This is a genomic window from Dyadobacter sp. HNCC25DJ187, assembly GCF_056895255.1.
Window position 1 is genome coordinate 937,636 of sequence record NZ_JBXHAT010000001.1, and the last position, 23,252, is coordinate 960,887.

19 protein-coding genes and 1 tRNA gene are annotated in these 23,252 nt (G+C 43.8%); 14 read left to right on the forward strand and 6 right to left on the reverse strand.

All coding sequences use genetic code 11. From position 1 onward, the window contains the following. The first annotated feature begins 115 nt into the window (after positions 1 to 115). The 7 genes from gltB (at position 116) to AC1XUE_RS03775 (ending at position 10,191) form a co-directional block, all read left to right on the forward strand. On the forward strand, positions 116 to 4,699 hold the full coding sequence (gene gltB, locus AC1XUE_RS03745; RefSeq protein ID WP_483354586.1) for a glutamate synthase large subunit: 4,584 nt from the start codon (positions 116 to 118) through the stop codon (positions 4,697 to 4,699). 92 nt (positions 4,700 to 4,791) lie between these two features. Then, a complete protein-coding gene (locus AC1XUE_RS03750; RefSeq protein WP_483354587.1) occupies positions 4,792 to 6,300 on the forward strand; it encodes a glutamate synthase subunit beta in 1,509 nt (502 codons plus the stop codon). 161 nt (positions 6,301 to 6,461) lie between these two features. Continuing rightward, positions 6,462 to 7,094: a polysaccharide deacetylase family protein gene (locus AC1XUE_RS03755; protein ID WP_483354588.1), complete on the forward strand. Its 633-nt coding sequence runs from the start codon at positions 6,462 to 6,464 to the stop codon at positions 7,092 to 7,094. Positions 7,095 to 7,152: 58 nt separating this feature from the next. Next, a complete protein-coding gene (locus AC1XUE_RS03760; RefSeq protein WP_483354589.1) occupies positions 7,153 to 8,154 on the forward strand; it encodes a glycosyltransferase in 1,002 nt (333 codons plus the stop codon). A gap of 46 nt (positions 8,155 to 8,200) precedes the next feature. Then, on the forward strand, positions 8,201 to 8,962 hold the full coding sequence (locus AC1XUE_RS03765) for a TatD family hydrolase (protein ID WP_483355994.1): 762 nt from the start codon (positions 8,201 to 8,203) through the stop codon (positions 8,960 to 8,962). Positions 8,963 to 8,981: 19 nt separating this feature from the next. Then, complete coding sequence (locus AC1XUE_RS03770) at positions 8,982 to 10,055, forward strand: asparaginase (RefSeq protein WP_483354590.1); 1,074 nt, start codon at positions 8,982 to 8,984, stop codon at positions 10,053 to 10,055. A 49-nt stretch (positions 10,056 to 10,104) separates the two neighbouring features. Next, positions 10,105 to 10,191 (forward strand) — tRNA-Ser (locus AC1XUE_RS03775). Positions 10,192 to 10,329: 138 nt separating this feature from the next. On the opposite strand, the gene AC1XUE_RS03780 is transcribed toward AC1XUE_RS03775, so the two are convergent. Beyond that, positions 10,330 to 11,343, reverse strand: coding sequence for an LLM class flavin-dependent oxidoreductase (locus AC1XUE_RS03780; protein WP_483354591.1), 1,014 nt, complete (start codon positions 11,341 to 11,343; stop codon positions 10,330 to 10,332). Positions 11,344 to 11,555: 212 nt separating this feature from the next. Between AC1XUE_RS03780 and AC1XUE_RS03785 the strand changes: the two genes are divergently transcribed. Next, a complete protein-coding gene (locus AC1XUE_RS03785) occupies positions 11,556 to 11,741 on the forward strand; it encodes a PepSY domain-containing protein (RefSeq protein ID WP_483354592.1) in 186 nt (61 codons plus the stop codon). Between the two features lie 8 nt (positions 11,742 to 11,749). On the opposite strand, the gene AC1XUE_RS03790 is transcribed toward AC1XUE_RS03785, so the two are convergent. Next, positions 11,750 to 12,499: an NUDIX hydrolase gene (locus AC1XUE_RS03790; protein WP_483354593.1), complete on the reverse strand. Its 750-nt coding sequence runs from the start codon at positions 12,497 to 12,499 to the stop codon at positions 11,750 to 11,752. Between the two features lie 140 nt (positions 12,500 to 12,639). On the opposite strand from AC1XUE_RS03790, the gene AC1XUE_RS03795 reads away from it, so the two are divergent. Further along, positions 12,640 to 14,277, forward strand: coding sequence for a carboxylesterase/lipase family protein (locus AC1XUE_RS03795; RefSeq protein ID WP_483354594.1), 1,638 nt, complete (start codon positions 12,640 to 12,642; stop codon positions 14,275 to 14,277). Between the two features lie 178 nt (positions 14,278 to 14,455). On the opposite strand, the gene AC1XUE_RS03800 is transcribed toward AC1XUE_RS03795, so the two are convergent. The 4 genes from AC1XUE_RS03800 to AC1XUE_RS03815 are packed head-to-tail and all read right to left on the reverse strand — an operon-like array spanning position 14,456 to position 19,514. Then, positions 14,456 to 14,662 (reverse strand): hypothetical protein, encoded by a 207-nt coding sequence (locus AC1XUE_RS03800; RefSeq protein WP_483354595.1) that lies wholly within the window; start codon positions 14,660 to 14,662, stop codon positions 14,456 to 14,458. Then, the gene (locus AC1XUE_RS03805; RefSeq protein WP_483354596.1) at positions 14,659 to 15,837 is read right to left on the reverse strand and encodes a PepSY-associated TM helix domain-containing protein; all 1,179 of its coding nucleotides are present in this window, start codon (positions 15,835 to 15,837) and stop codon (positions 14,659 to 14,661) included. The genes AC1XUE_RS03800 and AC1XUE_RS03805 overlap by 4 nt, the downstream gene beginning before the upstream one ends. A 33-nt stretch (positions 15,838 to 15,870) precedes the next feature. Continuing rightward, the gene (locus AC1XUE_RS03810; protein ID WP_483354597.1) at positions 15,871 to 17,100 is read right to left on the reverse strand and encodes a hypothetical protein; all 1,230 of its coding nucleotides are present in this window, start codon (positions 17,098 to 17,100) and stop codon (positions 15,871 to 15,873) included. A 29-nt stretch (positions 17,101 to 17,129) separates the two neighbouring features. Next, on the reverse strand, positions 17,130 to 19,514 hold the full coding sequence (locus AC1XUE_RS03815; protein WP_483354598.1) for a TonB-dependent receptor: 2,385 nt from the start codon (positions 19,512 to 19,514) through the stop codon (positions 17,130 to 17,132). Between the two features lie 113 nt (positions 19,515 to 19,627). On the opposite strand from AC1XUE_RS03815, the gene AC1XUE_RS03820 reads away from it, so the two are divergent. The 5 genes from AC1XUE_RS03820 (at position 19,628) to AC1XUE_RS03840 (ending at position 23,089) form a co-directional block, all read left to right on the forward strand. Beyond that, complete coding sequence (locus AC1XUE_RS03820) at positions 19,628 to 20,626, forward strand: helix-turn-helix transcriptional regulator (protein ID WP_483354599.1); 999 nt, start codon at positions 19,628 to 19,630, stop codon at positions 20,624 to 20,626. Positions 20,627 to 20,720: 94 nt separating this feature from the next. Beyond that, positions 20,721 to 21,083, forward strand: a complete 363-nt coding sequence (locus tag AC1XUE_RS03825) for a VOC family protein (RefSeq protein ID WP_483354600.1) — start codon at positions 20,721 to 20,723, stop codon at positions 21,081 to 21,083. A 102-nt stretch (positions 21,084 to 21,185) separates the two neighbouring features. Further along, positions 21,186 to 21,647: a MarR family winged helix-turn-helix transcriptional regulator gene (locus tag AC1XUE_RS03830; protein WP_483354601.1), complete on the forward strand. Its 462-nt coding sequence runs from the start codon at positions 21,186 to 21,188 to the stop codon at positions 21,645 to 21,647. A gap of 189 nt (positions 21,648 to 21,836) precedes the next feature. Further along, positions 21,837 to 22,250 carry a hypothetical protein gene (locus AC1XUE_RS03835; protein ID WP_483354602.1) on the forward strand — a complete coding sequence of 138 codons (414 nt, stop codon included), beginning with the start codon at positions 21,837 to 21,839 and terminating at the stop codon, positions 22,248 to 22,250. Between the two features lie 389 nt (positions 22,251 to 22,639). Further along, positions 22,640 to 23,089: a hypothetical protein gene (locus AC1XUE_RS03840; RefSeq protein WP_483354603.1), complete on the forward strand. Its 450-nt coding sequence runs from the start codon at positions 22,640 to 22,642 to the stop codon at positions 23,087 to 23,089. Positions 23,090 to 23,252: the final 163 nt, after the last annotated feature.

The window sequence follows — 23,252 nt, forward strand, 5'->3', positions numbered from 1 at the left end:
TATTGCGTGGCTTTACCCTAATCGTAAGGTAAAGCAGTTTTGGCGATTTTTTTTAAGCGCTTATTTATAAAAATTCTATATACGAATTTGTTAATTTCTCTACACTCTTCGATATATGTCGCAAATGTCTGAACCAATGGTAGAAAATCAGGGACTTTACCGTCCGGAATTTGAGCATGATGCATGTGGAATAGGTTTCCGGGCTAACATCAAAGGCCGCAAGTCACACCAGATCGTAGCCGATGCTATTCATATGCTGGAGCGTATGGAACACAGGGGCGCCACAGGTTTTGACCCCAACACAGGAGATGGAGCAGGTATCCTGATCCAAATCCCACATGAGTATTTTGTGGATGAATGCCTGCAACTCGGATTTCAGCTTCCGCCGGCAGGTGAGTACGGCGTGGGGATGATATTCTTTCCTAATGACGCAACAATGCGTGCCGAATGCCGTGATATCCTCAACAGGAAGATTAAAAAACTGGGCTTACAACTTTTAGGTTATCGCAAGGTGCCTACACTGAACAATACGCTTGGTGAGGGTTCTCTTTCAGTGGAGCCGCATGTGGAGCAAATGTTTATAAAGCGTCCTGATGAAATCACCGATGATCTCGGTTTCGAGCGTAAGCTATATATTCTTCGCCAGGTTTCTGCCAGACTTATTACTGATACTGTAAAAGGTTCTAAGGGTAAATTTTATTATTCTTCTTTATCCTGCCGCACGATCTCATATAAAGGACAGCTTACAACTGCCCAACTGAAATATTATTTTCCGGATCTGGAAAACGAAGCTGTCGTGTCTGCACTTGCTGTGGTACACTCCCGTTTTGCAACCAACACTTTCCCGGCATGGGAACTGGCTCAGCCTTTCCGCTACATAGCGCACAACGGTGAGATCAATACCGTAAAAGGAAATGTAAACTGGATCAGAGCCGGGGAGAAATCTTTTTCTTCTGAGTTCTTTACGAAAGAAGAAATGGACATGATCCTGCCGATCTGCGACAGAAATCAGTCTGATTCAGGAAATCTTGACAATGCAATTGAATTGCTCCATCTTTCAGGCCGTTCATTACCGCACGTCATGATGATGCTGGTTCCTGAAGCATGGGATGGTAATGAGCAAATGGATCCTGAGCGCAAGGCATTCTATGAATACCATGCAGCAATTATGGAGCCTTGGGACGGACCTGCTTCTATTTCTTTTACAGATGGAAAGATGGTTGGTGCAACACTCGACCGTAACGGACTTCGTCCTTCACGTTATTGGGTATTGGATGATGATACCATTATCATGGCTTCGGAGGCCGGGGTACTTGAAGTGGACCAGGCGAAGGTGGTTACAAAAGGTCGTTTACAGCCGGGGCGTATGTTTGTCGTTGACATGGAGCAAGGTCGCATTATTCCCGACGAAGAATTGAAAGCGAGTGTATGCTCTGCCCAGCCTTATCAGCAATGGCTTGATGAATACAAATTGCACGTTGATCAACTTGATGCACCCATCAGAACCTACCGCCCTTATGAGGAAAATGCGCTTCTGAAACGTCAGGTAGCATTTGGATATACTTCTGAAGATTTGCGTATGATTCTGGCTCCAATGGGTCAGACAGGTCTTGAAGCAATTGGTTCAATGGGGACCGATGTTCCTCTGGCCGTTCTGTCTGAGCAAAGCCAGCACCTTTCAAACTACTTCAAGCAGTTGTTTGCTCAGGTGACCAACCCACCGATCGACTCAATCCGTGAACGAGCGATCATGTCTCTGATCTCATTTGTAGGAGCAACCGAAAACATCCTTACAGAAAGTCCTATACATTGCCGCCAGATCGCTCTGCAACATCCTGTGCTTACGGTACATGAGTTCGACAAACTTCGTTTTGTTGATAAAGCAGGCTTTCAGGCAAAAACGATCAATACATATTTCCGGGCCGACCAGGGTGGAAAAGCACTGGAAAGAGCATTGGAAAGAATCTGCCGTTATGCGGTAGATGCCATTGAAGATGGTTTTGAAATCATCATTTTATCCGACCGTGCAATTGACTCGGACCACGCACCGATTCCTTCGTTGCTTGCTACTGCAACGATCCACCATCACCTGATCCGCGAGGGACTCAGAGGAAGGGTTGGGCTATTGGTAGAAGCCGGTGATGTATGGGAAACGCATCACTTCGCTACTTTAATTGGTTACGGAGCAGCTGGTGTTTGTCCATACATGGCTTTCGAAACCCTTTCTTATATGAACAGAAAAGGGATGATCGAAGAAGGCTTCAAGGATGAAAAATTACATTATAACTATATTAAGGCTGTTAATAAGGAGTTGCTTAAGATCTTCTCTAAAATGGGTATTTCAACCCTTCAGTCTTACCAGGGAGCACAGATTTTTGAATGTGTTGGTTTGAATAAGGATGTAGTGGATCGTTATTTTACGGGAACCATTTCCCGTATCAAAGGGATGGGGATCTCTGAGATCGCTCGTGAAATTCTGGTACGTCATAAAGTGGCTTACCATGAGACGCCCGAGGAACATCCAAAACTGGAAGTAGGTGGATTCTATCAATGGAAGCAGCGTGGTGAAGCGCACATTTTTAATCCGCAGTCCGTTCACCTGTTGCAGCAATCTACTAAGAATAACAGCTATGAGCAATTCAAGAAATTCTCCCGGCTGATTGACGATCAAAGCCATAAAGCGCTGACTTTGCGTGGACTGCTCCGTTTCAAAAAAGGAAATCCTATTCCTTTGGAAGAAGTTGAACCAGTTGAGAATATATTCAAACGTTTCGCTACAGGTGCAATGTCCTTTGGGTCAATTTCCTGGGAGGCACATACAACACTTGCCATCGCGATGAACCGTATCGGTGGTAAGTCCAACTCCGGTGAAGGTGGTGAAGATGAAATGCGTTATACAAAATTGCCAAATGGCGATAGTATGAACTCGCAGATTAAGCAGGTTGCTTCAGGACGTTTCGGGGTGACAAGTCACTATCTGAGCAATGCAGGCGAACTTCAAATTAAAACCGCCCAAGGTGCTAAGCCGGGTGAAGGCGGTCAGCTGCCAGGATTTAAGGTGGACGACTGGATCGGACGTACGCGTCACTCGACACCAGGCGTGGGTCTGATTTCCCCTCCTCCTCACCACGATATTTATTCTATCGAGGATTTGGCGCAGTTGATTTTTGATTTAAAGAATGCAAATAAAGAAGCCCGTATCAGTGTTAAACTGGTTTCAGAGGCTGGTGTAGGAACCGTAGCATCCGGTGTTGCAAAAGCACATGCGGATCATATTCTGATTGCCGGATACGACGGAGGAACAGGTGCTTCTCCTTTAAGTTCCATTCGCCATGCAGGTCTTCCCTGGGAGCTTGGTCTGGCAGAGACACATCAGACGCTCGTTCGTAATAAATTGCGTGGCCGAGTGACGGTTCAGGCAGACGGACAGCTTCGTACAGGTAAAGACCTTGCTGTAGCTGCCTTATTGGGTGCTGAGGAGTGGGGCGTTGCTACGGCGGCTCTTGTAGCTGCTGGTTGCATCATGATGCGTAAGTGCCACTTGAATACTTGTCCTGTAGGTGTGGCAACGCAGCGTAAAGAATTGCGCGCTTTGTTTTCAGGAAAGCCGGAACATGTGGTGAATATGTTCACTTTCATGGCAGAGGAACTGCGCGAAATCATGGCTCAGTTAGGCTTCCGCACAGTGAATGAAATGGTAGGTCAGGCTCAATACCTTGAATTACGCCATGACATTAAACACTGGAAATATAAAAATCTGAACTTCGATGCGATTCTATATAAGGAAGCAGGCATCAGCGTAGCACAGTTTAAGCAGGAGGAGCAGGATCATGGTATAGACAGCATTATCGACCTGGACTTGATTCATGCGGCGAAGCTTTCAATTGAAAATAAAGAAGAAGTATATAAAGAGTTTCCTATCAACAACCTGAACCGCGCGGTTGGTACGATGCTTTCCAATGAAATCTCAAAGAAATACGGAGGTGAGGGATTGCCAAAGGGAACAATTCACTATAAGTTCCGCGGAACGGCCGGGCAAAGTTTCGGGGCATTCAACACCGCTGGCGTTCGCCTAGAACTGGAAGGAGATGCTAATGATTACTTCGGCAAGGGGCTTTGTGGCGCAGAACTGATTGTATATCCTGACAGGGATTCTAAGTTCAAACCAGAACAGAACATTATCGTAGGTAACGTGGCTTTCTACGGAGCAACATCTGGTGAGGCTTACATCCGAGGAACGGCAGGTGAACGTTTCTGTGTGCGTAACTCAGGAGCAAAAGTGGTTGTAGAAGGCTTAGGAGATCATGGCTGCGAATACATGACAGGTGGTTTGGCAGTTATTCTTGGAGAAACCGGAAGAAACTTCGCCGCAGGTATGTCGGGTGGTGTAGCTTATGTTTTGGACAGAGCAGGTGACTTTAAGGAGAAAGTGAATATGGAAATGGTCACTCTTGATGAGCTCACCGATGAAGATCAGGGAATACTCAGAGAGTTCCTTGACAAACATTTCCAATATACAACGAGTAATATCGCGTTCCAACTGATACAGAATTGGGAAGAGTCCGTGAAACTTTTTGTAAAAGTGCTTCCGTCCGACTTTAAGAAAGCGCTTGAAGGACGTGGAATTACGCTTGCACAGCAAATAGCGGATAAAAATGTGGTGTATCAGGATATCGTCGTAGACGTAGATCACCTGTAATGCTTTTTGGCCCGGTGGCAATTGGCTGTTAGCTTACCGGGTTAAACTTTTAAACGGCCCGATTCAATCACGATTAATTTGAAAGAAATATAATGGGAAAACCAACCGGATTTTTAGAGTTTGAAAGGGAATTGCCTAAAAAGAGAGCTGTTGACGAGCGCCTTAAAGATTATAAGGAGATCGAAACAGCGCCAACGGATTCAAACTCCAAACAACAATCGGCCCGCTGTATGGATTGCGGGATCCCTTTTTGCCATAATGGTTGTCCGCTGGGTAATATTATTCCGGAGTTCAATGATGCTGTTTACGACGAAAACTGGAAACTGGCATATGAGATTTTGTCCTCGACCAACAATTTTCCTGAATTCACGGGAAGAATTTGCCCTGCACCTTGTGAGTCGGCATGTGTGCTGGGAATTAACAAACCACCGGTAGCCATCGAATACATCGAAAAGGCAATTATCGAGAAAGCATTTGAGCTGAACCTTGTAAAACCAAGGATTCCAAAGCGCCGTACCGGCAAGAAGGTGGCAGTAGTAGGTTCCGGTCCTGCTGGTCTGGCGGCGGCAAGTCAGCTAAATCAGGCCGGGCATTCAGTTGTACTGATTGAAAGAGCTGACAGAATGGGTGGATTGCTTCGTTACGGCATTCCTGATTTCAAGCTTGATAAAAAAGTGATTGATCGCCGTCTTGAGGTAATGCGACAGGAAGGCATTGAATTCCGTACCAATGTCAATGTTGGTGTTGATATCAAAGCGGATGAGCTGGAAAATGATTTCGATGCAGTGATACTGACAATGGGATCTACCGTTCCACGTGATGTCAAAATTGAGGGGCGTCATCTGAAAGGAATTCACTTTGCGATGGAATTCCTGAGCCAGCAAAACAAACGGGTGTCCGGGATTGAGCCTGTTGTGGATCACCGCGGAATCAAATATAAAGACGGTGATCTGTTGGCTACGGGTAAAAATGTGGTTGTGATTGGTGGTGGTGATACCGGATCTGACTGCGTAGGTACTTCTAACCGTCACGGAGCGAAATCAGTTACTCAGATAGAATTGATGCCTATTCCTCCGAAAGAGCGTGATGCAAGTACTCCATGGCCAAACTGGCCGATGATGCTTCGTACGTCTACGTCTCATGATGAAGGTTGCGACAGACATTGGTCAATCAATACCAAAGAATTTGTTGGAGATGAGAATGGTCATTTGAAAGCGATTAAAATTGTAGATCTGGATTGGCAGAAAGATGCAGAGACAGGACGCCTACAGATGAAGGAAGTGACTGGAAGTGAGCGTACTATAGATTGCGAGCTTGCACTCTTTGCTGCCGGATTCCTTCATCCACAGCAGGAAGGTCTTCTGAACAATCTGGGACTAGAGTTTGATGACAGAGGAAACATCAAAACCATTGGTTATCAATCTACATCAAATGAGAAAATCTTTGCCGCAGGTGACTGTCGCAGAGGTCAGTCTTTGGTAGTTTGGGCTATTAGCGAGGGGCGTGAAGCGGCAAGAGCAGTTGATGAATTCCTGATGGGAGAGTCATTCCTTGAAGCTAAAGCTGTTTCGATGTTTAATCCATCTTTTGCTCACGTGTAGTGAATTAACCACTATTTCGAATATAAATATAGAAAACCGTGCAGCAGATGTACGGTTTTTCTATTTTACAGGTAGTCATGTCCGCATCGGGGGTGTCGAGTAATATGTATATTTGTGCCAGATACCCGGTATCTTACCAGGCTGAGTGAAATAATCATTTTATGTTTTTACACTATTCTCCTTTTTGGTTAAAGGCTTTTTATTCCCGTTTCATCTGGCACATACCAACAGATGAAAAAAAGCTATATCTTACTTTTGACGATGGCCCGATACCTGCTGTAACCGAATTTGTGTTGGCCTCGCTTGGTAAGTTCAATGCCAAAGCAACATTTTTTTGTATCGGAGATAATGTACGCAAACATCCCGATATCTTTCGCATGCTTTTGGATCAGGGTCATGCAATTGGTAATCACACATTTAACCATATGAACGGCTGGAAGACAAAGGATGAAACGTATATGGAAAACATTCAGCTATGTGACCAACAGCTTATGGTGGAAACCAATCTGTTCAGACCTCCCTATGGCCGGATGAAGAGCAGTCAGATCAAATTGATCCCGGATCACAGAAAAATAATTATGTGGGATGTACTGAGCGGAGATTTTTCGCCGCATATTACTCCGGAGGTTTGTTTAAAGAAAACGATTAAATACACACGTCCGGGATCAATTGTCCTTTTTCATGACAGTGTGAAGGCTTCCAAAAATATGCAATACACGCTTCCGCGTTTCCTTGAACATTTTTCCGAAAAAGGGTTTAGTTTTCAAATTTTATCAATGAATCAAATCCTGTAGATGGAAAGCTTTTGGCTCATTTCTTTTACAACCGAAATTCTCATTTTTAAATAAATACATGTCATCGTCAGATCCCCAGGTTCAGGTTAGTATTTTGTTGGCAGCACGGAATGAAGAAAAAAATATAGAAAGATGCCTGCAGTCGCTTTCAGAATTAGATTTCCCAAAAAGCGAAATGGAAGTGCTAATCGGTGATGACGATTCCAGTGACAGGACTGCGGAAATTATTCATAATTTTACTTTAAACAAGCCTGAATATCAATATTATAGAATTCAGCAGGAAACAGCTGGCCTAAAAGGGAAAGCCAACGTACTGGCACAACTTGCCAACAAAGCCAAAGGAAACTATTTTCTGTACTGCGATGCCGATATTACCGTTCCGGCCAATTGGATACACGCCATGTTGGGACATTTTTCCCCTGAAACCGGAGTTGTTGTCGGGCTGACCCGCATGAGGAGTACCAATCTTTTGGCTGATTTTCTCTCCCTCGAATGGCTTTTCACTTTGTCGGTGTTGCGTTTTTTTTCCTTGTTTAAAATTGCACTTGCGGGACTCGGTAACAATATGGCAGTAACCAGAGAAGCGTATTTTAAAGTGGGAGGTTATGAGAAAATCGGGTTTTCGATTGTTGAAGATTACGCCTTGCTTATGGCCATTGTCAAAGCGAAGTATACATTTGCACAAGCCTATACGGAGAAAGTCATAGCACATTCGGAGCCGCTGAATTCCCTGAGTGAATTAAGAATACAAAGAAGGAGGTGGATGCAGGGAATTATGGAATTGCCGCTTATATTGAAAATCTGCGTGATCATGTCGGCGCTTTATGTTCCAATTATCTGCACGATTGCGTTTTGGGATCCTCAGCGAGCCTGGAGTATGGCGGTATCACATTATATGCTCATAACGACAGTTGTTATGTATGCCATCATTGTTCTTAAACAGAGTGATTTATGGAAAACGGTTTTCTTTTTCTGGTTTTATCTGATGCTTGTCTGTTTATGGATGTTGATAATCCACGCTTCACCCGGAAAAACAGTCTGGAAAGGCAGAAATTACTGAATAGGAAATGGCCGATACAAAAACTAAAAAGATATAATTACAAATGATGGTTGAAACACATGCCCACATTTACAGTGAGGACTATAATGATGATCGCGAGGCAATGCTGAAAAGGGCCTGGAATACAGGTATAAGTCAGATTTGGATGCCCAACTGTGATCGTGCTACCATTGAACCAATGATGCTATTAGCCGATCAATATCCAGACAAATGTCTGCCAATGATAGGGCTACATCCGTGTTATGTAAAAGAAGATTTCGAGGAAGAACTTGAGATCGTGGAAGCGTGGCTTGCTAAAAGGGAATTTATTGCAATAGGCGAAATTGGAATGGATTTATTTTGGGACAAAACCTATCGCGCACAGCAAGAACAAGCATTTCTTTATCAGTGTAAACTAGCGGTAAAACATAATATATGGATTGACATTCATAGCAGAGATGCATTTCAAGAGACAGTTGCACTCATTGAGAAACTGGCAGAACCCAAACTTTCTGGTATTTTTCATTGCTTTACCGGCTCGCTCGCTGAAGCAGAAAAAGCTATTGAGCTTGGATTTAAACTAGGAATCGGAGGAGTAGCTACTTTCAAAAACGGAGGGCTTGATAAGGTTATACCCTATGTTGATATAGCGCATTTGGTTTTGGAAACAGACAGCCCATACCTTGCTCCGGTTCCTTACCGCGGAAAGAGAAATGAAGTATCCTATATAGAGCTGGTTGCACAACGAATAGGTGATCTTAAGCAGATCAGTAAAGAAGAAGTAATAAAAGCCACAACTAAAAACGCACTGGGCATGCTTTCGGCATAATCCCTTAATAATGCCAATTATGTCATATACAACCATTGATATCAATCCTATATCACCTGATCCTGTTCAGGGATTGGTACTCGTTATATACACTGGTGGAACTTTGGGGATGGTGTATGAGAGCAAGGAAAAACAACTTGTGCCTTTTAACTTTGACCAGATTATTGAAAAAGTTCCTGAAATCAGCCGTCTAAGCTTTGGAATTACCTTTCTCTCTTTGCAAGAACCTATCGATTCATCCAACGTCAATCCGGCTATTTGGATTGAATTGGCAGAAATTATTGAGAGCAATTATGCCAAGTACGATAGTTTTGTGATTCTACACGGCACAGATACGATGGCATATACGGCTTCGGCTCTGAGTTATCTACTGGAAAATCTGGATAAGCCGGTCATTCTTACGGGCGCTCAGCTTCCTATAGGTGTGGCAAGGTCAGATGCTCGTGAGAACTTCATTACTGCGCTGGAGCTGGCAGCCGCAAAGGATGAAGATCAAAATCCGATTTTATCAGAAGTATGCATTTATTTTAACTCACAGCTATTAAGGGGCAACCGTTCAAAAAAACAGGAGAGTTCAGACTTTAATGCTTTTCATTCCGATAACTATCCCTACCTGGCTAATGCAGGTGTTCAAATTGAATACAACTACCCGTTTTTGAAACCAAGGGTAAAAGATGGCACTTTGCTTGTTCATAAACAAATGGACACAAATGTCGCCTTTATCAAAATGTTTCCCGGAATCACTCAGAAAGTTGTACAGTCGATTCTGGGCATCGAAGGGCTGCGGGGAGTAGTTCTGGAAACTTATGGAGCAGGTAATGCTACCACGGAAAGCTGGTTTCTGGATGCTATTAAAACAGCTATCGAATCTGGTATTGTCATTTTCAATGTATCTCAGTGTGAAGGTGGCAAAGTAATTCAGGGACACTATCAAACAAGTAAATTTTTGAAACAAGTAGGTGTGGTAAGTGGTTCTGACATTACTGCAGAAGCAGCTATTACAAAAATGATGTATGTGTTCAGCAAAGAGAAGGACATCACAAAGTGCGCAGAGCTTTTAGGACTGCCGCTGCGAGGAGAAATGAGTGTCTGATTTGTTTATTCAATTACTTCTACTATATTTGCACCCTGATTAACCACACAGAGAGGTGTCCGAGTGGTTGAAGGAGCTACCCTGGAAAGGTAGTATATGGGTAACTGTATCGAGAGTTCGAATCTCTTCCTCTCTGCAAAATGCAATAGAAAAACATCAAAAACCCCGTTTAAATGTCTTAAACGGGGTTTTTGCTATGACACCTAATAAAATATTCAAATATATTTTTAAATCATCAATTTAATGACGCAGTAAAAGTCCGTGCTGCTTCTGCTTAGCTGATCGCTCCCTGCACACTCTTTAATACTTCATAACTATGTATACGCGCTTCAGGGTCGTATATGTGACTGGTAACCATTAATTCATCCAGCTGGGTACGCTGTTGAAAATAGATCAGATCTTTGCTGATTTTATTGCTGTCTCCTATAAATGTATATTTCATCATTTGCATGACTGCTGCCTCTTCGTAATCACTCCAAATACCCTCCATACTATCTACAGGTGGTTGTAAAGGTCTGCGCTTGCCGGTAATGATGCCCGTAGCCAATTGTAAAAATGAGGTGGCCAATCGCTCGGCTTCAGTATTAGTATCAGCAGCAATTACATTAACACAAGCCATTACATAAGGCAGTGACAGATACCGGGAGGGTCTGAAATTTCTTCGGTACAGTTCGATGGCTGTCAGGAAATGGTTTGGTGCAAAGTGACTGGCGAATGCATACGGTAATCCCAGATGTGCAGCCAATTGCGCACTATCAGTGCTCGAACCCAATATCCAAATAGGGATATCCAAGCCTTCTCCGGGAATAGCGCGGACTTTTGAATTGCTGTTTTCTTTCGAAAAGTAGGTTTGCAGTGCAAGTATATCTTCCGGAAAATCCTGAACGGATTCCATATAATTGCGCCTGAGCGCGCGTGCTGTAACCTGATCGGTTCCGGGTGCACGCCCCAGTCCCAAATCTATACGATCAGGGTAAAGCGAAGCAAGAGTACCAAATTGTTCAGCAACGATCAACGGTGCATGATTGGGTAGCATAATGCCACCGCTGCCCACACGGATCGTTTGTGTACCACCTGCAATGTAACCAATCAATATAGATGTTGCTGAGCTGGCAACACTTTCCATATTATGATGCTCTGCCAGCCAATACCGGTTATAGCCAAGCTCTTCCACACGTTGCGCGAGCTGAAGACTGTTCCTGAAAGTTACGGCTGCATTGTTTCCCTCCGTGATCGGTGCAAGATCCAGAATGGATAGGGGTATATTTTGAAGAAGTTTATCTGCCATGTTGATTTTTAAAACTGCAAGTACACTGCTATTAAAAAGCATTTATTCAGCATATGAGTTCCTCAAAACGCGTATGCTCTCCTACTCTTTACTTGCTATCTTAACAAGAAAGTATACCTAATACGCATGTGTAAAGTATCAAGCCACTTTTACGGCAACCGCACTATGTCTTCAACAAGCATACTTCAAAGGATATAAAGGTAACGAGGGGTATGGAACTGAATTTGCCACAAGCATCTTTGCTTACGAAACCCGGAGGGATGAACTACGACATCCATGTGGGAAGTATGCTAGGTCTTCCGGGCAACGTACTTGCATTCCTGGCATCCCTCATCGGAGTGTTGCTGCCCATAATAGGATTCATAATTTGGTGGAAAATGAGGTTGCGATATGATTAAGAAAGACGTTACTTCTCCCTCACAAACTGATACAAATAAGGCGCTTTGTGCGCGCCACCGCTATACTGTTTTTCAAGCCTTTCAAGTATTCCTAATCCAAGTACCTTACGCTGAAAACCTGAGCGCCGGAGCTTTTGGCCGAGAATTGTTTCATACAGTGTTTGAAGTTCCCTCATTGTAAAGGACACAGGAAGCAGAGGCGCTGCCCAGCTATCATTACCACCCAGTTTCCTGTCAAGATCAGCCCGTAGTGTGTCCAAAGCTTTTTGCACAATAGCCTTATGATCAAGCATGAGCTCTGGAAGGTTTTCAAGGGTATACCACACACAGGTATCCGAAAGTGTGTCCGGAGCCGGAGCGGCTTTTCTAAAATCCAGAAGGGCATAGTAACCGACCGAAATAAAACGCCGCAGTAGCCAATGATCATCGGCCGGGTTCATTCCCTTGGCCTGCATAATGGTACGTAACGGAACCTGATCATAACGGGCCAGATCGCCGAAAGTATAAAACTGATCCAGATAAATATCTGCTAGTCCGGTACGCTCGTGCAGCACACGCCTGGCAGCATCATTCAGATCTTCGTTTTCCCTGATAAACCCACCCGGCAAAGCACAAAGATTGGTGTTGCGGTATTCCAGCAAAAGTATTTTAAGCTCATCCTGATCAAACCCAAAAATCACAAAATCCATGGCCAGCCCTGGCAAGTAGCCTATTCCCTGTGAATTCTGATGTAACGGATTTTCTATTTTCTTGCTCATTATATAAAAATAAGGCGTCGAAGTGAGAAAAAAGCAAGATTGTCAAAAGAATTTTTTATTATTGTTCCATCATGAGACAATATTGATGCGCCTGAGCATTTTGTCTTTTATAATCAGCACTTATTATTTATAAAGCTCGAATGAAAACAATCATTATTACTATGCTGCTGGCATTGCAGATAGCGCATGTTTCCTCTGCACAGTCAGCAAAGGCCACTTCTGCACCGCAAGCAAAAACAGCTAACGGGGTTGTAGAAGGTATTGTTGAACCTTCAGGAGTAAGATCCTTTAAAGGTATTCCTTTCGCAGCACCACCGGTTGGCCAGTTGCGCTGGCGTGAGCCCCAGCCGGTTAAAAACTGGGAGGGTGTCCGCAAAACCGACAAGTTTGGTCCGCGCGCCATGCAAAATGCTGTTTTCGGCGACATGGGTTTTCGCTCCGACGATATGAGTGAAGACTGCCTTTACCTGAACGTATGGACCCCTGCGAAATCGTCCGCTGAGAAACTGCCTGTTCTTGTTTATTTCTATGGAGGTGGATTTATAGCCGGTGACGGATCCGAAGGGCGTTACGATGGAGAAAGTATGGCTACCAAAGGCATCGTAAGCCTTACGGTGAACTACCGCCTGGGCGTATTTGGCTTTTATGCCTCCGAAGAGTTGACGAAGGAATCTCCCAACCATGCTTCGGGAAACTACGGTTATCTGGATCAGGCAGCGGCGCTGGCCTGGGTAAAAAAGAACATTGCAGCATTTGGCGGTGATCCCAACAAGGTTACAATCGCTGGGGAATCCGCTGGCTCACTCTCTGTGAGTGCATTGATGGCTTCTCCCCTTTCCAAAAATCTTTTCTCTGCAGCCATCGGCGAAAGCGGGTCTGTACTGGGCACATTACCCCCGGTTCCGTTAACCCAGGCAGAACAAGCCGGAGCTAAATTCAATGAGCAGGTTGGCAAAAAAACACTGGCAGACATGCGGGCTGTACCCGCAGAGGATATGCTGAAAGCAACTGCCGGACAGGGTGTTCCACGATTCTCTTCTGCAGTGGATGGATATTTTTTCCCTGAAGCTCCGTTGAAAATATTCCAGGCGGGAAAACAATCTCAGGTACCATTGCTGGCTGGCTGGAATACTGAGGAAATGAATTTCCGAATGATATTGGGAAAAGAAGAACCAACGCTTGAAAACTACACCAAAGCAGTTCAGAAATTGTATGGCGAGCAGGCCGAAAAGGTTTTAAAAGAATACTCCGCGACCTCCGACGCTGAAGTAGAGCAGGTTGCCACCGATCTTGCCGGTGATCGTTTTATCGGATTCGGGACATGGAAATGGATTGATATACAAAGTAAAACCGGTGGCGGCAAGCCGGTATACCGCTATCTGTATGGTCGCCCTCGTCCTGCCATGAATGCCGAAATGGGAAATGTGTCTGCTAACCTGGCGGGTGGCGTTTCGAAAAGTACCGAAGCCACGAAAGCGCCTTTACCCAAGGGGGCAGTACACTCCGCAGAAATTGAGTATGCAATGGGCAATCTCTCACATAATAAAGTGTACGCATGGACACCAGAAGACCACAAAGTGTCTGCGACAATGCAGGAATATTTTGTCAATTTCATCAAAAAAGGAAACCCTAACGGCAAGGGTTTGCCTGATTGGCAGCCTGTCAAAAAAGACACAGATGCCAACTACATGTATATTGACGTTGACACTAATCTGAAGACTGAAAAGCACAGAGGTCGTTATATACTTTTGGATGCGATGGCGAATAAAAACGGATAGACAATTTCTGTTTCAAAATCTGGCAACATCCGCCAGAATAGCAAAATAACGGGAGCCCACTTCGTTCAAAAGTGGGCTCCCGTTTATTATCAGGTTTCATATCAATCTCATTATCGGCTATCCGATAGCTTGTATATTGAACAATCTTGGGACGAGCCTTATGAAGCGGTCAGGAATTTTATCTGGACTTTGTTCGCGCGGCTCTTGTCGTTTTCTTCTTTTTGAATAAATACCATACGGTCAATACAACAGGACCACCTAAAGAGAGCCAGGAGATTAAATCATATACACCATCGCCTGTCAACGCCGATATCAAACCAATACCTGAAAACAAGCCGATCACCAAGGGTATCCCCCACACTTTCCAAAATAGGTCTTTCATCATGATACGTTTTCTTTCTGAGCAAGTACGGTAAGAATTTCGGTTTCGTGTTTTGACATCCGGCTTATTTGTGCCCTGGAAGCTTTATTGCGTGCAAACCATAAGTACAAGCCGCTTGCAAGTATTACAATGGTAGCAATATCAAAAAGTGCCCATATAATCTTCATAGGCAACCCGCCGTAGTCGCCAAAGTGAAGCGGCTGTGAAATAAACAATGCATTCACATACCACGGCATGTCGCGCAAATCTGTCAGTTCGCCTTTTCCCGCGTCGATTAATGCTGGTTTAATGATCCTTTTTGTCAATGGCGTGTTTCCTTTCACAAACACAGCATAGTGATGTTTGCTTGAAAATGGTGTTCCCGGATAAGCTATCAGAGAGGGTTCCATCTCAGGCGCTGCTTGTCTGGTTAGCGCCACAGCCTGATCCAGTGAGCTAAGCTTACCAGTTATCGGCTCTTCATTTTTGTATGGCGCGGTCATTTCTGAAAGTTGTCCCACTTGCCACAGCCCCAGCACAATTTCTGAGGCAGTATTGATCACTCCGGTGAAACCCACCACAAGCCCCCATACGATTGTAACTACACCAAGCAGATTATGTAAATCCAGCCACTTCAGGCGCGTAGACCGCTCGGTCCGGATCATTCCGAAATCGAACCGCTTCATAATCGGGCCGTACAGCATCATACCCGACACGATCGCAGCACAGAAAAGCAAGCCCATGAACCCCAGAAACAGCTTGCCACCGATTCCCATGAACATGTCAACATGCAGCTGCAGCATGATATACATAAAGCCCTCCTGGTAGTTAGGTGTTGCCAGTGCTTCTGCCGTATGATCGTCCATGATCACCGTTGTAAAGTTGTCAGGTGCCGCATTGATCGAGTCCGACAAACTGAAAGCAGTGGTATTGGGCTCATGTTCGTCCCAATAAATGTAACGGATAACCTTTTTCGGATATTCAGCTAATGCATTTATAGCCAGCTTATCCAGTCCTGCCAATGGCTTACCTGCAGGCACTTCTCTGGCCAGATGGGGCTTTCCTTCCAGCTCTTCAATTTCTTCATGGAAGATCAGCGGCAGGCCGGTCAGGCATAGCATCAGCAGGAAAGCTGTGCAGATCAGGCTCGTCCATTTGTGGATTTCAAACCAAATCTTAATTTTTTTTACAGAACTCATATACTTAAAGGTTATCCGTTATGCAATCACTTTCTACTGGCTCACTTTGGCAAAACCCTGAATTGTCCCGTCATGAGCAACCTTGAACGCTGAGGTAGCAGTTGTTCCATTTAACACATAGTAACCGTCTTCGTTTACGGTTGTTACCGTCGTGGTGCCGCTTGTAGTGACAGTACCATTTCTAACCCATAGATATATTTTTCCATCAATTTCAATGATAGCCTGCTCATTGGCATATGCATAATCGTGCAATGGCATCCCTGTTATTTTGGTTGATTGCTTAGTGGTGAAATCATAAACATGGTAATCAAATATACTAGCTGTCAGATTGGAATAGTCTGTTTTCAAAGGTGTTGAGGCCAGTTCATAGTAGAGTTTACCACCTTTAATCAATGCCATAGCAATAGAATTCCCGTTAGGAACCGTAAATATCCAGTTTCTGTCAAAATCGGTTTCACCCTTTTTAATGCGAAGTATAGAAGATTTCTCAAACTGCATTTTACCCAGGCCTGTAGCATACAGATACAATGCCCCGTCATCTCCTACTGACCACATCTTATTCGCAGAAGATCCCCATCCCAGACTTCTCAGTCCATCATACTTAATCGTTTTTTCATACTTATCCGTAGCCACGTCAATCACAGCAACTTCAATCGTATTATATAAGTCGTCTCCGTAACCTGCACCCGCTGTAGTTCCGTAAGTGATACCTGCATAAAGTTTGCCTTCCTTTGCAGCCAGCGTGTGCTGCCCCACTGACTGGAATTCCACGCCTTCTTTTTTCAAAGCAGACAGATCGATCTCACCTGTACGCAGCATGGTTGAAGGATTAAATTTCTGCAGCTTCAATGCTCCCCTCGTCAGATCAAGATAGTAGCCGCTGGTTTCGCTCAGCACCAGATATTGCGTAGCTCCTGCAATAAATCCTTCATCTTTGAAACTGCCGTCAGCATTAACAGTAAACTTTTGCAACCCTTGGTCTCCCGCAGCATTGCTCCGGTTAAAAATCCACTTTCCATAGGTACGAAAACCAAAAGCAGCCTTTAAACCCAAAGTTTTCTCATTGGTATTTTTCACTGATCCTGAAGGAAAATCGGAAAAACTTGTAACATAACCATCTCCGAACCGCGAAACGTTCGTCATCAGTACATACTTTTCTTTATCATCCGGAGCAGGTGTTTCACTACCATTGTTATCATCTGAGCAGCCGGTCAGAAGCGCCGCTGCGAGAAGGAAATAAAGATATTTAAAAGGGGATCTCATAGATTGGATTGATTGAAAAAATATAAAATTTATTTTAAGACATAATTCACTTTGACGTGTAGACTGCGGCCGGCATTTTGAATACGGAAGTTGTCATACACGCGTGCATTCAGAAAGTTTTTGGCCTGAAATCCGATCGAAAAACGTTCCCCTAATGGATTGCAGGTGAAACCAGCAGCATGCAATACCTGATCAGGAATGATGTTTGGAGCATCAAATTTGGCTTTGCCCCAAAGTCCCAGAAAGCCATCGGGCTCCATTGCCTTTGGTACATAATCCAGGTAGTATTCGCGCACAAACGTGAAGAAATAGTATAGCTGTAATTTCCCCACGCCTTTTGTATTCAGCGTACTATTCATTCCGAGATTAGCAAAAAAATACGGTGTGTTCCTGAGTCTTGCCTTTTCTTTAAGACGGTTTCCCGTATCGAACAGCCGAAAATCCTGATAGGTAAAATTACCGTTGGCACGTAACCACCGGGTGAGTGAAACATTCAGGTCTGTTTCAATACCCAGTCCTTTTACACTTTCCACGTTTTGATTCTGTGTAAACAGAAAATCAACAGGCATCCTAAGAATCAAATCACGGGTGATTCTATAAAAACCATTGACCTCCAGACTGTATGCATGACGCTTCTCAGTTCGGAAGCCCAAATTAGTGTTCGTACTCTTCTCAGGTTTTAAAAGGAAATTAGAGCGATGGAAATTACCGTCTCCAAAAATTTCATCCTGTTCAGGCAGCCTTGTTGCTGCTTCGACAGAAAATCTGAAAAACGTATTTGGCGTTAATGCCCATTTCAATGCCTCTGCAATCCCGAAACTACTTCTGGAAGTATACCGGTGCGCTCCCAACGTGGTACCATATATGTCGACATTGATCGTTGAGGTATTATATTGAAAATACTTGCCAATCAGATTATTCGTCAATTTTTCATCTAAGAACATCGACTGTATACCCGCAGCTGCAATTACCTTGTTGTATCTGGCCGGTAGCGAAAGAATATCCTGGCCTGTTTCGGGCAACGTCAGTCCAAGAGGATCCCGGCCGGTACGGCCAATGTTCGTCGAAACCAGATTTGCCTCAACCAAATGCTTCTGCCCTACTTGATAGCTCAGATGCGTTCTGGAAGTGAAGTAGGAAAATTGAATATCGGACAGGGTGCCCCTCATAGAAATCTCGCCATGACGCGAAGGGCTGGGAATAAAGTTTCCATACCAGTCATAGGTGCCTTTTGCCGTATCGACTTGCGTGGTGTTAATGTTGCTTGTTGTCAGAAACTGATCGAGATGTAATTTGCCAAAAGCTTTGCGGTACCTTACCGTCGGTATGACCGAATATTGACTGCTAACCGACGCTCCGAAAGGCTGTGACATAGACGAGCCATACTGATTCTGGCGGTGAATATGAAACCAGGTCACTCCTACTCTCAGCTCATCAACCCATTTCAGATTGGTGAGTCCACCATAAGCTTCGGTATAATAATTGTTAAACTGGTTATGAAATAAGCGAACGGTAGCGGGAGTACGTGCTGCTGTTTCCTGGTCTGTTACAATCACATCCACCTTGTAATTGTTATCCGATCGGTTCAAAAATCCATCCGCACCGACAAAAAAATGACGGGTAGTATCCGAATAAAGCGCATTTAAGGATGCACGATGCGTATCGAAAGACCCTACTTCGTAAGACGCCTCCGCATAACGATACAACGATCTTTTGGTTATCATATTCACTGCCCCACCCAGCGCATCAGCCCCCAGCGCTGTTGGTAATACCCCTTTATAAATTTCAACGCGTTCCAGCATATTAACAGGCACAAGGGAAATGTTGTAACCCGCGCCGAGGTAGTCCAGCGGAATTCCGTCCCTGAAATTCTTAATTGCCCGATCCTGAAAACCATTCATTATCAAACCAGCATGTGAGCCTAGCCCCCCGGTTTGCCTGATCCTGATCCCTGCCGACCGGTTCATCAGTTCCACCAAAGTAGAAGGCTGCTCCTGAATGGCCTTGGTATTAATAATTTCGGCTTTGATAGGCTGCAATCTGGCCAGCTGGGTTTCGCTAAGACCGGTCACCTGTACTTCCGAAAGCTGTGTTTCGTCGCTATCCAATACAAAAATGAGCTCTTTTCCGGATAGCTCTTTTCGGGTTATCGTCCTTCTGAGCGTTTTGAATCCAACATAACTCACGACAATTTGAAAAGTATCAGTAGAGACGATTTTGATTTGAAATTTGCCGTCATCACCGGTGGTAGTATTTTCTGTTGAATTTCCCAAAAATACACTCGCCCCTGGAAGGGCAAAGCTATTTTTATCCCGGACAATTCCGTGAAGGTAAACATCTTGTCCGAAGGATCTTACACAACCCATAGTGATGATGATCAGCGCAGTTACCGGAAGAAGGAAAATTCGAGTCAATTTTGTAATTTTGCTTAATAAGACTATTTATAAATAGCTGCAAAAGTAATGGGTTCGCGACATTGCGCGCTAACGTCATATGCACTATTAATGACGCGCTAAGCAGTAAACTAATGAAAATCATTTTTCGGTCGGAGGATATATCAGACCTGAACTACGTCAAAGATTACCAGGATGGGTTCTCATTAATTGAGAAATCTCAATTTAGAGAAACCGTACATGAATGGGATTATAAAGGCATTAAAAGTCGAACGCGTAGGATTTACTGCCCGGGAATGATCTATTCCATACTGGAAGGAGAGGCGGAATACGATCTGGAACAAATTCTTGAAAGCGATTTCCCCTATCTGCAAATGCATTTTGAACTGTCCACAGTAGGCTGTTTATACAACCCCAAAGCCAGGTTCGAAATTGAAACCTCTGTGTATGGCGGCTCTCACTGTCTTCTTTTTTATCCTTCGCTGAACGGAAAATTATTTTATCTGAAAAAAAAATGGTCAGAAAGCGTTGAAATAGAACTATCTGTGGATTTCCTTCGCAACCTCTTTTTGAATGACCTGGAAGTACTGGGTGAATTTGGAAAAAATATAGAAAAAAGTCTACCTGCCATCATGGGACACAAAAGTTTCCCCATCACCCCGGCCATGAAGATGATCCTTAACGAGGTAAAGACTTGCCAGTATGCCCCGCCTCTAAAAAAGCTTTTCGTAGAAGCAAAGGTTCAGGAATTACTCGTACTGCAGATTAATCAGATCATACCGGTAGATGGGTTGGGTAGACGGAGTAAAAAGGCAAGCGTAGAAAAACTGACTTATGTACGCGACTTGCTGCTTCAGAACATTTATGATCCGTATTCTATTGAAGAGCTCTCAAAAATAGCGGGTATTAACCGTACGAAACTACAGGAAGAATTTAAGGAATTGTTCGGAACCACTATTTTTGGATACATCACTGATATGCGGTTGGCTGAAGCCCGACAGAGAATTCTGGATGCAGACCAGCAGATTTCTATTGCCGAGATTGCCACTTTGGCCGGATATAAAAACCCCCAGCATTTCACTGCCGCATTTAAACGCAAATTCAATATACTCCCCAAGGATTTGAAAAGGTGATCACAATATTTTTCCAGGTATTGTCACAGAAATAAAAACTTGCATATAATAGTCACGTATATTATATTTGAGACATCAAAAAAAACCATATATCATGAGAAAATTAGAATTCGCCTCTCTTCAAGTTCGGGATTTAGAGATCTCGAAAGAATTTTACACTGCAAAACTTGGATTTGAGCAAGCAGGAATTCCCAATCCACAGGCATGTGTTTTCAGATACAACCAGGGTGAGGCAAGTTTTGCCATCAGAACGCCTATCGGCAATCTTGATGGGAAGGAACTAGGCATCGGCGCTTCGCTTTGGTTTGCAATTGATGAGGAAATTGAGAGTTTGCAGACTCAGTTAGTATCCAAAGGCGTAACGTTATTAGGACCTATTCAGGAAACACCTTTTGGAAAAATTCTCATTGCCAAAGATCCTGATGGATACAACATTACATTTCTGAAGGCTAACTAATTTAATCGGGATATTAAGATACCGGGTAATCGCGTCTAACTAATCACGGGGCTACCCGATATAACTTTGACCTTGTTTCCCCACGCACGTAATCTTAATCGTATGTCCAAAAGAATTGAATTCCATTTTAAAAATCCAGATGATAGCCCCGGCTACCTTATGGGACAACTAACGATGCTGTGGCACAGGAAACTGAAACGCGTCCTGGATCCTTTGGACCTGACGCATACACAGTTCGCCTTACTGTGTGCTATAGCCTGGCTATCCAGACAAAGTGATAAAGTGACACAGGTTGATATAGCCAATCAAGGCAATGCAGACACGATGATGGTCTCCAAAGTTTTGAGAACGCTTCAGGAGAAGAAATTCATTACCCGCCAGGAGCACCCTACAGATACAAGAGCGAAAATCATCCGGCTGACTGAAGACGGAGAAACAGTTCTACAAGAAGCCATTGTGTGTGTCGAAGCTGCCGATCTGGAATTTTTTGACGGTCTGGGGGCAGATCTGACGACTTTTAATTCAAAGATGGTGGCACTGATTGAGCAAAACAAAAGCATGTAGTGACAGCAAGAATGAGGATATACCCATGGATTATGGTAAAGCCGGCGAACATGCCGTGTAGAAAAAATGAATCAAAACTCTATTGTTATCTTGTAGCAGCATTCCCTGTACAGGTTGGAATTTAATGTAGAATTAGATATATCTTCGTTTTTTATAAATCATTTTTCGAATTAAATGCTATCATCCTGTATGCGTAAAATAATACCTGTATTTTGTTTCCTGTTGATATCCAATTTATCTATCGCCCAGTTTGGCGTGAGTGCTCATCAATCCAATTTGCCTTTTGTGGGCTTTAACTATGAAATTGCTGACCGGTTTCTGCCGGAACTTCGTGTAGGAGTAGATACATACCTGGATAACATGTCGGTTGAAGCCGTCGCTACCTACCAGTTTATCAATAAAGAAAGTGTAGAAGTGTACGCGGGATTAGGAGGTCGTGCTAACAATACTGCCGGACTCGTTGCACCTGTAGGTGCTCACTTTTTCCCTTTCACCTCAAAGAATTTCGGTTTTCATATAGAGTTAGCCCCTATTTTCTCTGAAGGCACTCCCATTGTCAGAGGCAGCTGGGGAATCCGGTATAGGTTCAAACAGAAAGACTGATATACAGCTGTTCCTATTTCAATAGTTTAAAACTGTTTTGTCTCCTGAGTATTAATGCAATCCTGCTGCTTTAAATCAGCAGGATTGTCCAATTAATATCAATCTGTCTGCGATGGCAAGGCCTGGTGTTATAGTGCTTGATCCTATTTTAAAGCCATATTTTCTTGAATTAGCTCACACAACTTAGAAATCATGAAGAACTTCTGGACTTTGCAGATTTTATTTATAGAACACATTGAGCTATGCGCAATTGACAGCAGACAAAACGCGCGGGAACTTTAATTCAAGCGTCATACATGAACGACATTATTGAAGATTGAATTTTGAAATCCAGTACAACTATTGTAGTGGATTTGACGTCATCAATTTGTAACATTCATTACCTAAGCATGAACAAATTTTTTCTTTTTCTCCTAATAGTGTTACTCCTAGGGACGGGGTGCGACAACCTACCACTCATTGGTAAAAATAATCGCACCGATGGGTGTATGGGTGTGGCATACTATTATATCGACAATCAAAGCAAAAAAAGCTTTCAGCTTGATTTTGGATCGCCGGGTTTGAACGATCAGTTGGATTCTGCCACGGTAGTGCAGAGTGGTCAACGAGCATTAATCGGACAAGGAGCTGAATTTGGAAGTGTTCCTCCCCCAAATTCAACTTTTTCTAAATTTCAGTTATACATAACCATTAATGGAGCTGACTCCATTATTTATAGCCAGGCACCGGTTTTAGAAGCCCTTTGGTCCAGACAAAAACGCAAGCCTGGTGGACGGGATTTTGGTTGTATTGAAGTGAATTATACATTAGTTATCACTGATGAATTGTTGAGCAAGTAGTTTTGCTTCCCATGATATGTGATGCAAGAGACTCTACACATTCATTTTCGAATACATGGGTAATGCTATTTGATCCTCAATTTCGCATCAAAACTGGCTCTACCTGATCACCGCTCTGTGGTAATAATACGATCAATACTGTCTTATACCTCGAGCAGACAGC

Excerpts from the sequence above, each read along its gene's own strand:
- gltB (WP_483354586.1), top strand. The coding sequence starts at position 116 with ATGTCGCAAATGTCTGAACCAATGGTAGAAAATCAGGGACTTTACCGT.
- AC1XUE_RS03750 (WP_483354587.1), top strand. The coding sequence starts at position 4,792 with ATGGGAAAACCAACCGGATTTTTAGAGTTTGAAAGGGAATTGCCTAAA.
- AC1XUE_RS03755 (WP_483354588.1), top strand. The coding sequence starts at position 6,462 with ATGTTTTTACACTATTCTCCTTTTTGGTTAAAGGCTTTTTATTCCCGT.
- AC1XUE_RS03760 (WP_483354589.1), top strand. The coding sequence starts at position 7,153 with ATGTCATCGTCAGATCCCCAGGTTCAGGTTAGTATTTTGTTGGCAGCA.
- AC1XUE_RS03765 (WP_483355994.1), top strand. The coding sequence starts at position 8,201 with ATGGTTGAAACACATGCCCACATTTACAGTGAGGACTATAATGATGAT.
- AC1XUE_RS03770 (WP_483354590.1), top strand. The coding sequence starts at position 8,982 with ATGTCATATACAACCATTGATATCAATCCTATATCACCTGATCCTGTT.
- AC1XUE_RS03780 (WP_483354591.1), bottom strand. The coding sequence starts at position 11,343 with ATGGCAGATAAACTTCTTCAAAATATACCCCTATCCATTCTGGATCTT.
- AC1XUE_RS03785 (WP_483354592.1), top strand. The coding sequence starts at position 11,556 with ATGGAACTGAATTTGCCACAAGCATCTTTGCTTACGAAACCCGGAGGG.
- AC1XUE_RS03790 (WP_483354593.1), bottom strand. The coding sequence starts at position 12,499 with ATGAGCAAGAAAATAGAAAATCCGTTACATCAGAATTCACAGGGAATA.
- AC1XUE_RS03795 (WP_483354594.1), top strand. The coding sequence starts at position 12,640 with ATGAAAACAATCATTATTACTATGCTGCTGGCATTGCAGATAGCGCAT.
- AC1XUE_RS03800 (WP_483354595.1), bottom strand. The coding sequence starts at position 14,662 with ATGATGAAAGACCTATTTTGGAAAGTGTGGGGGATACCCTTGGTGATC.
- AC1XUE_RS03805 (WP_483354596.1), bottom strand. The coding sequence starts at position 15,837 with ATGAGTTCTGTAAAAAAAATTAAGATTTGGTTTGAAATCCACAAATGG.
- AC1XUE_RS03810 (WP_483354597.1), bottom strand. The coding sequence starts at position 17,100 with ATGAGATCCCCTTTTAAATATCTTTATTTCCTTCTCGCAGCGGCGCTT.
- AC1XUE_RS03820 (WP_483354599.1), top strand. The coding sequence starts at position 19,628 with ATGAAAATCATTTTTCGGTCGGAGGATATATCAGACCTGAACTACGTC.
- AC1XUE_RS03825 (WP_483354600.1), top strand. The coding sequence starts at position 20,721 with ATGAGAAAATTAGAATTCGCCTCTCTTCAAGTTCGGGATTTAGAGATC.
- AC1XUE_RS03830 (WP_483354601.1), top strand. The coding sequence starts at position 21,186 with ATGTCCAAAAGAATTGAATTCCATTTTAAAAATCCAGATGATAGCCCC.
- AC1XUE_RS03835 (WP_483354602.1), top strand. The coding sequence starts at position 21,837 with ATGCGTAAAATAATACCTGTATTTTGTTTCCTGTTGATATCCAATTTA.
- AC1XUE_RS03840 (WP_483354603.1), top strand. The coding sequence starts at position 22,640 with ATGAACAAATTTTTTCTTTTTCTCCTAATAGTGTTACTCCTAGGGACG.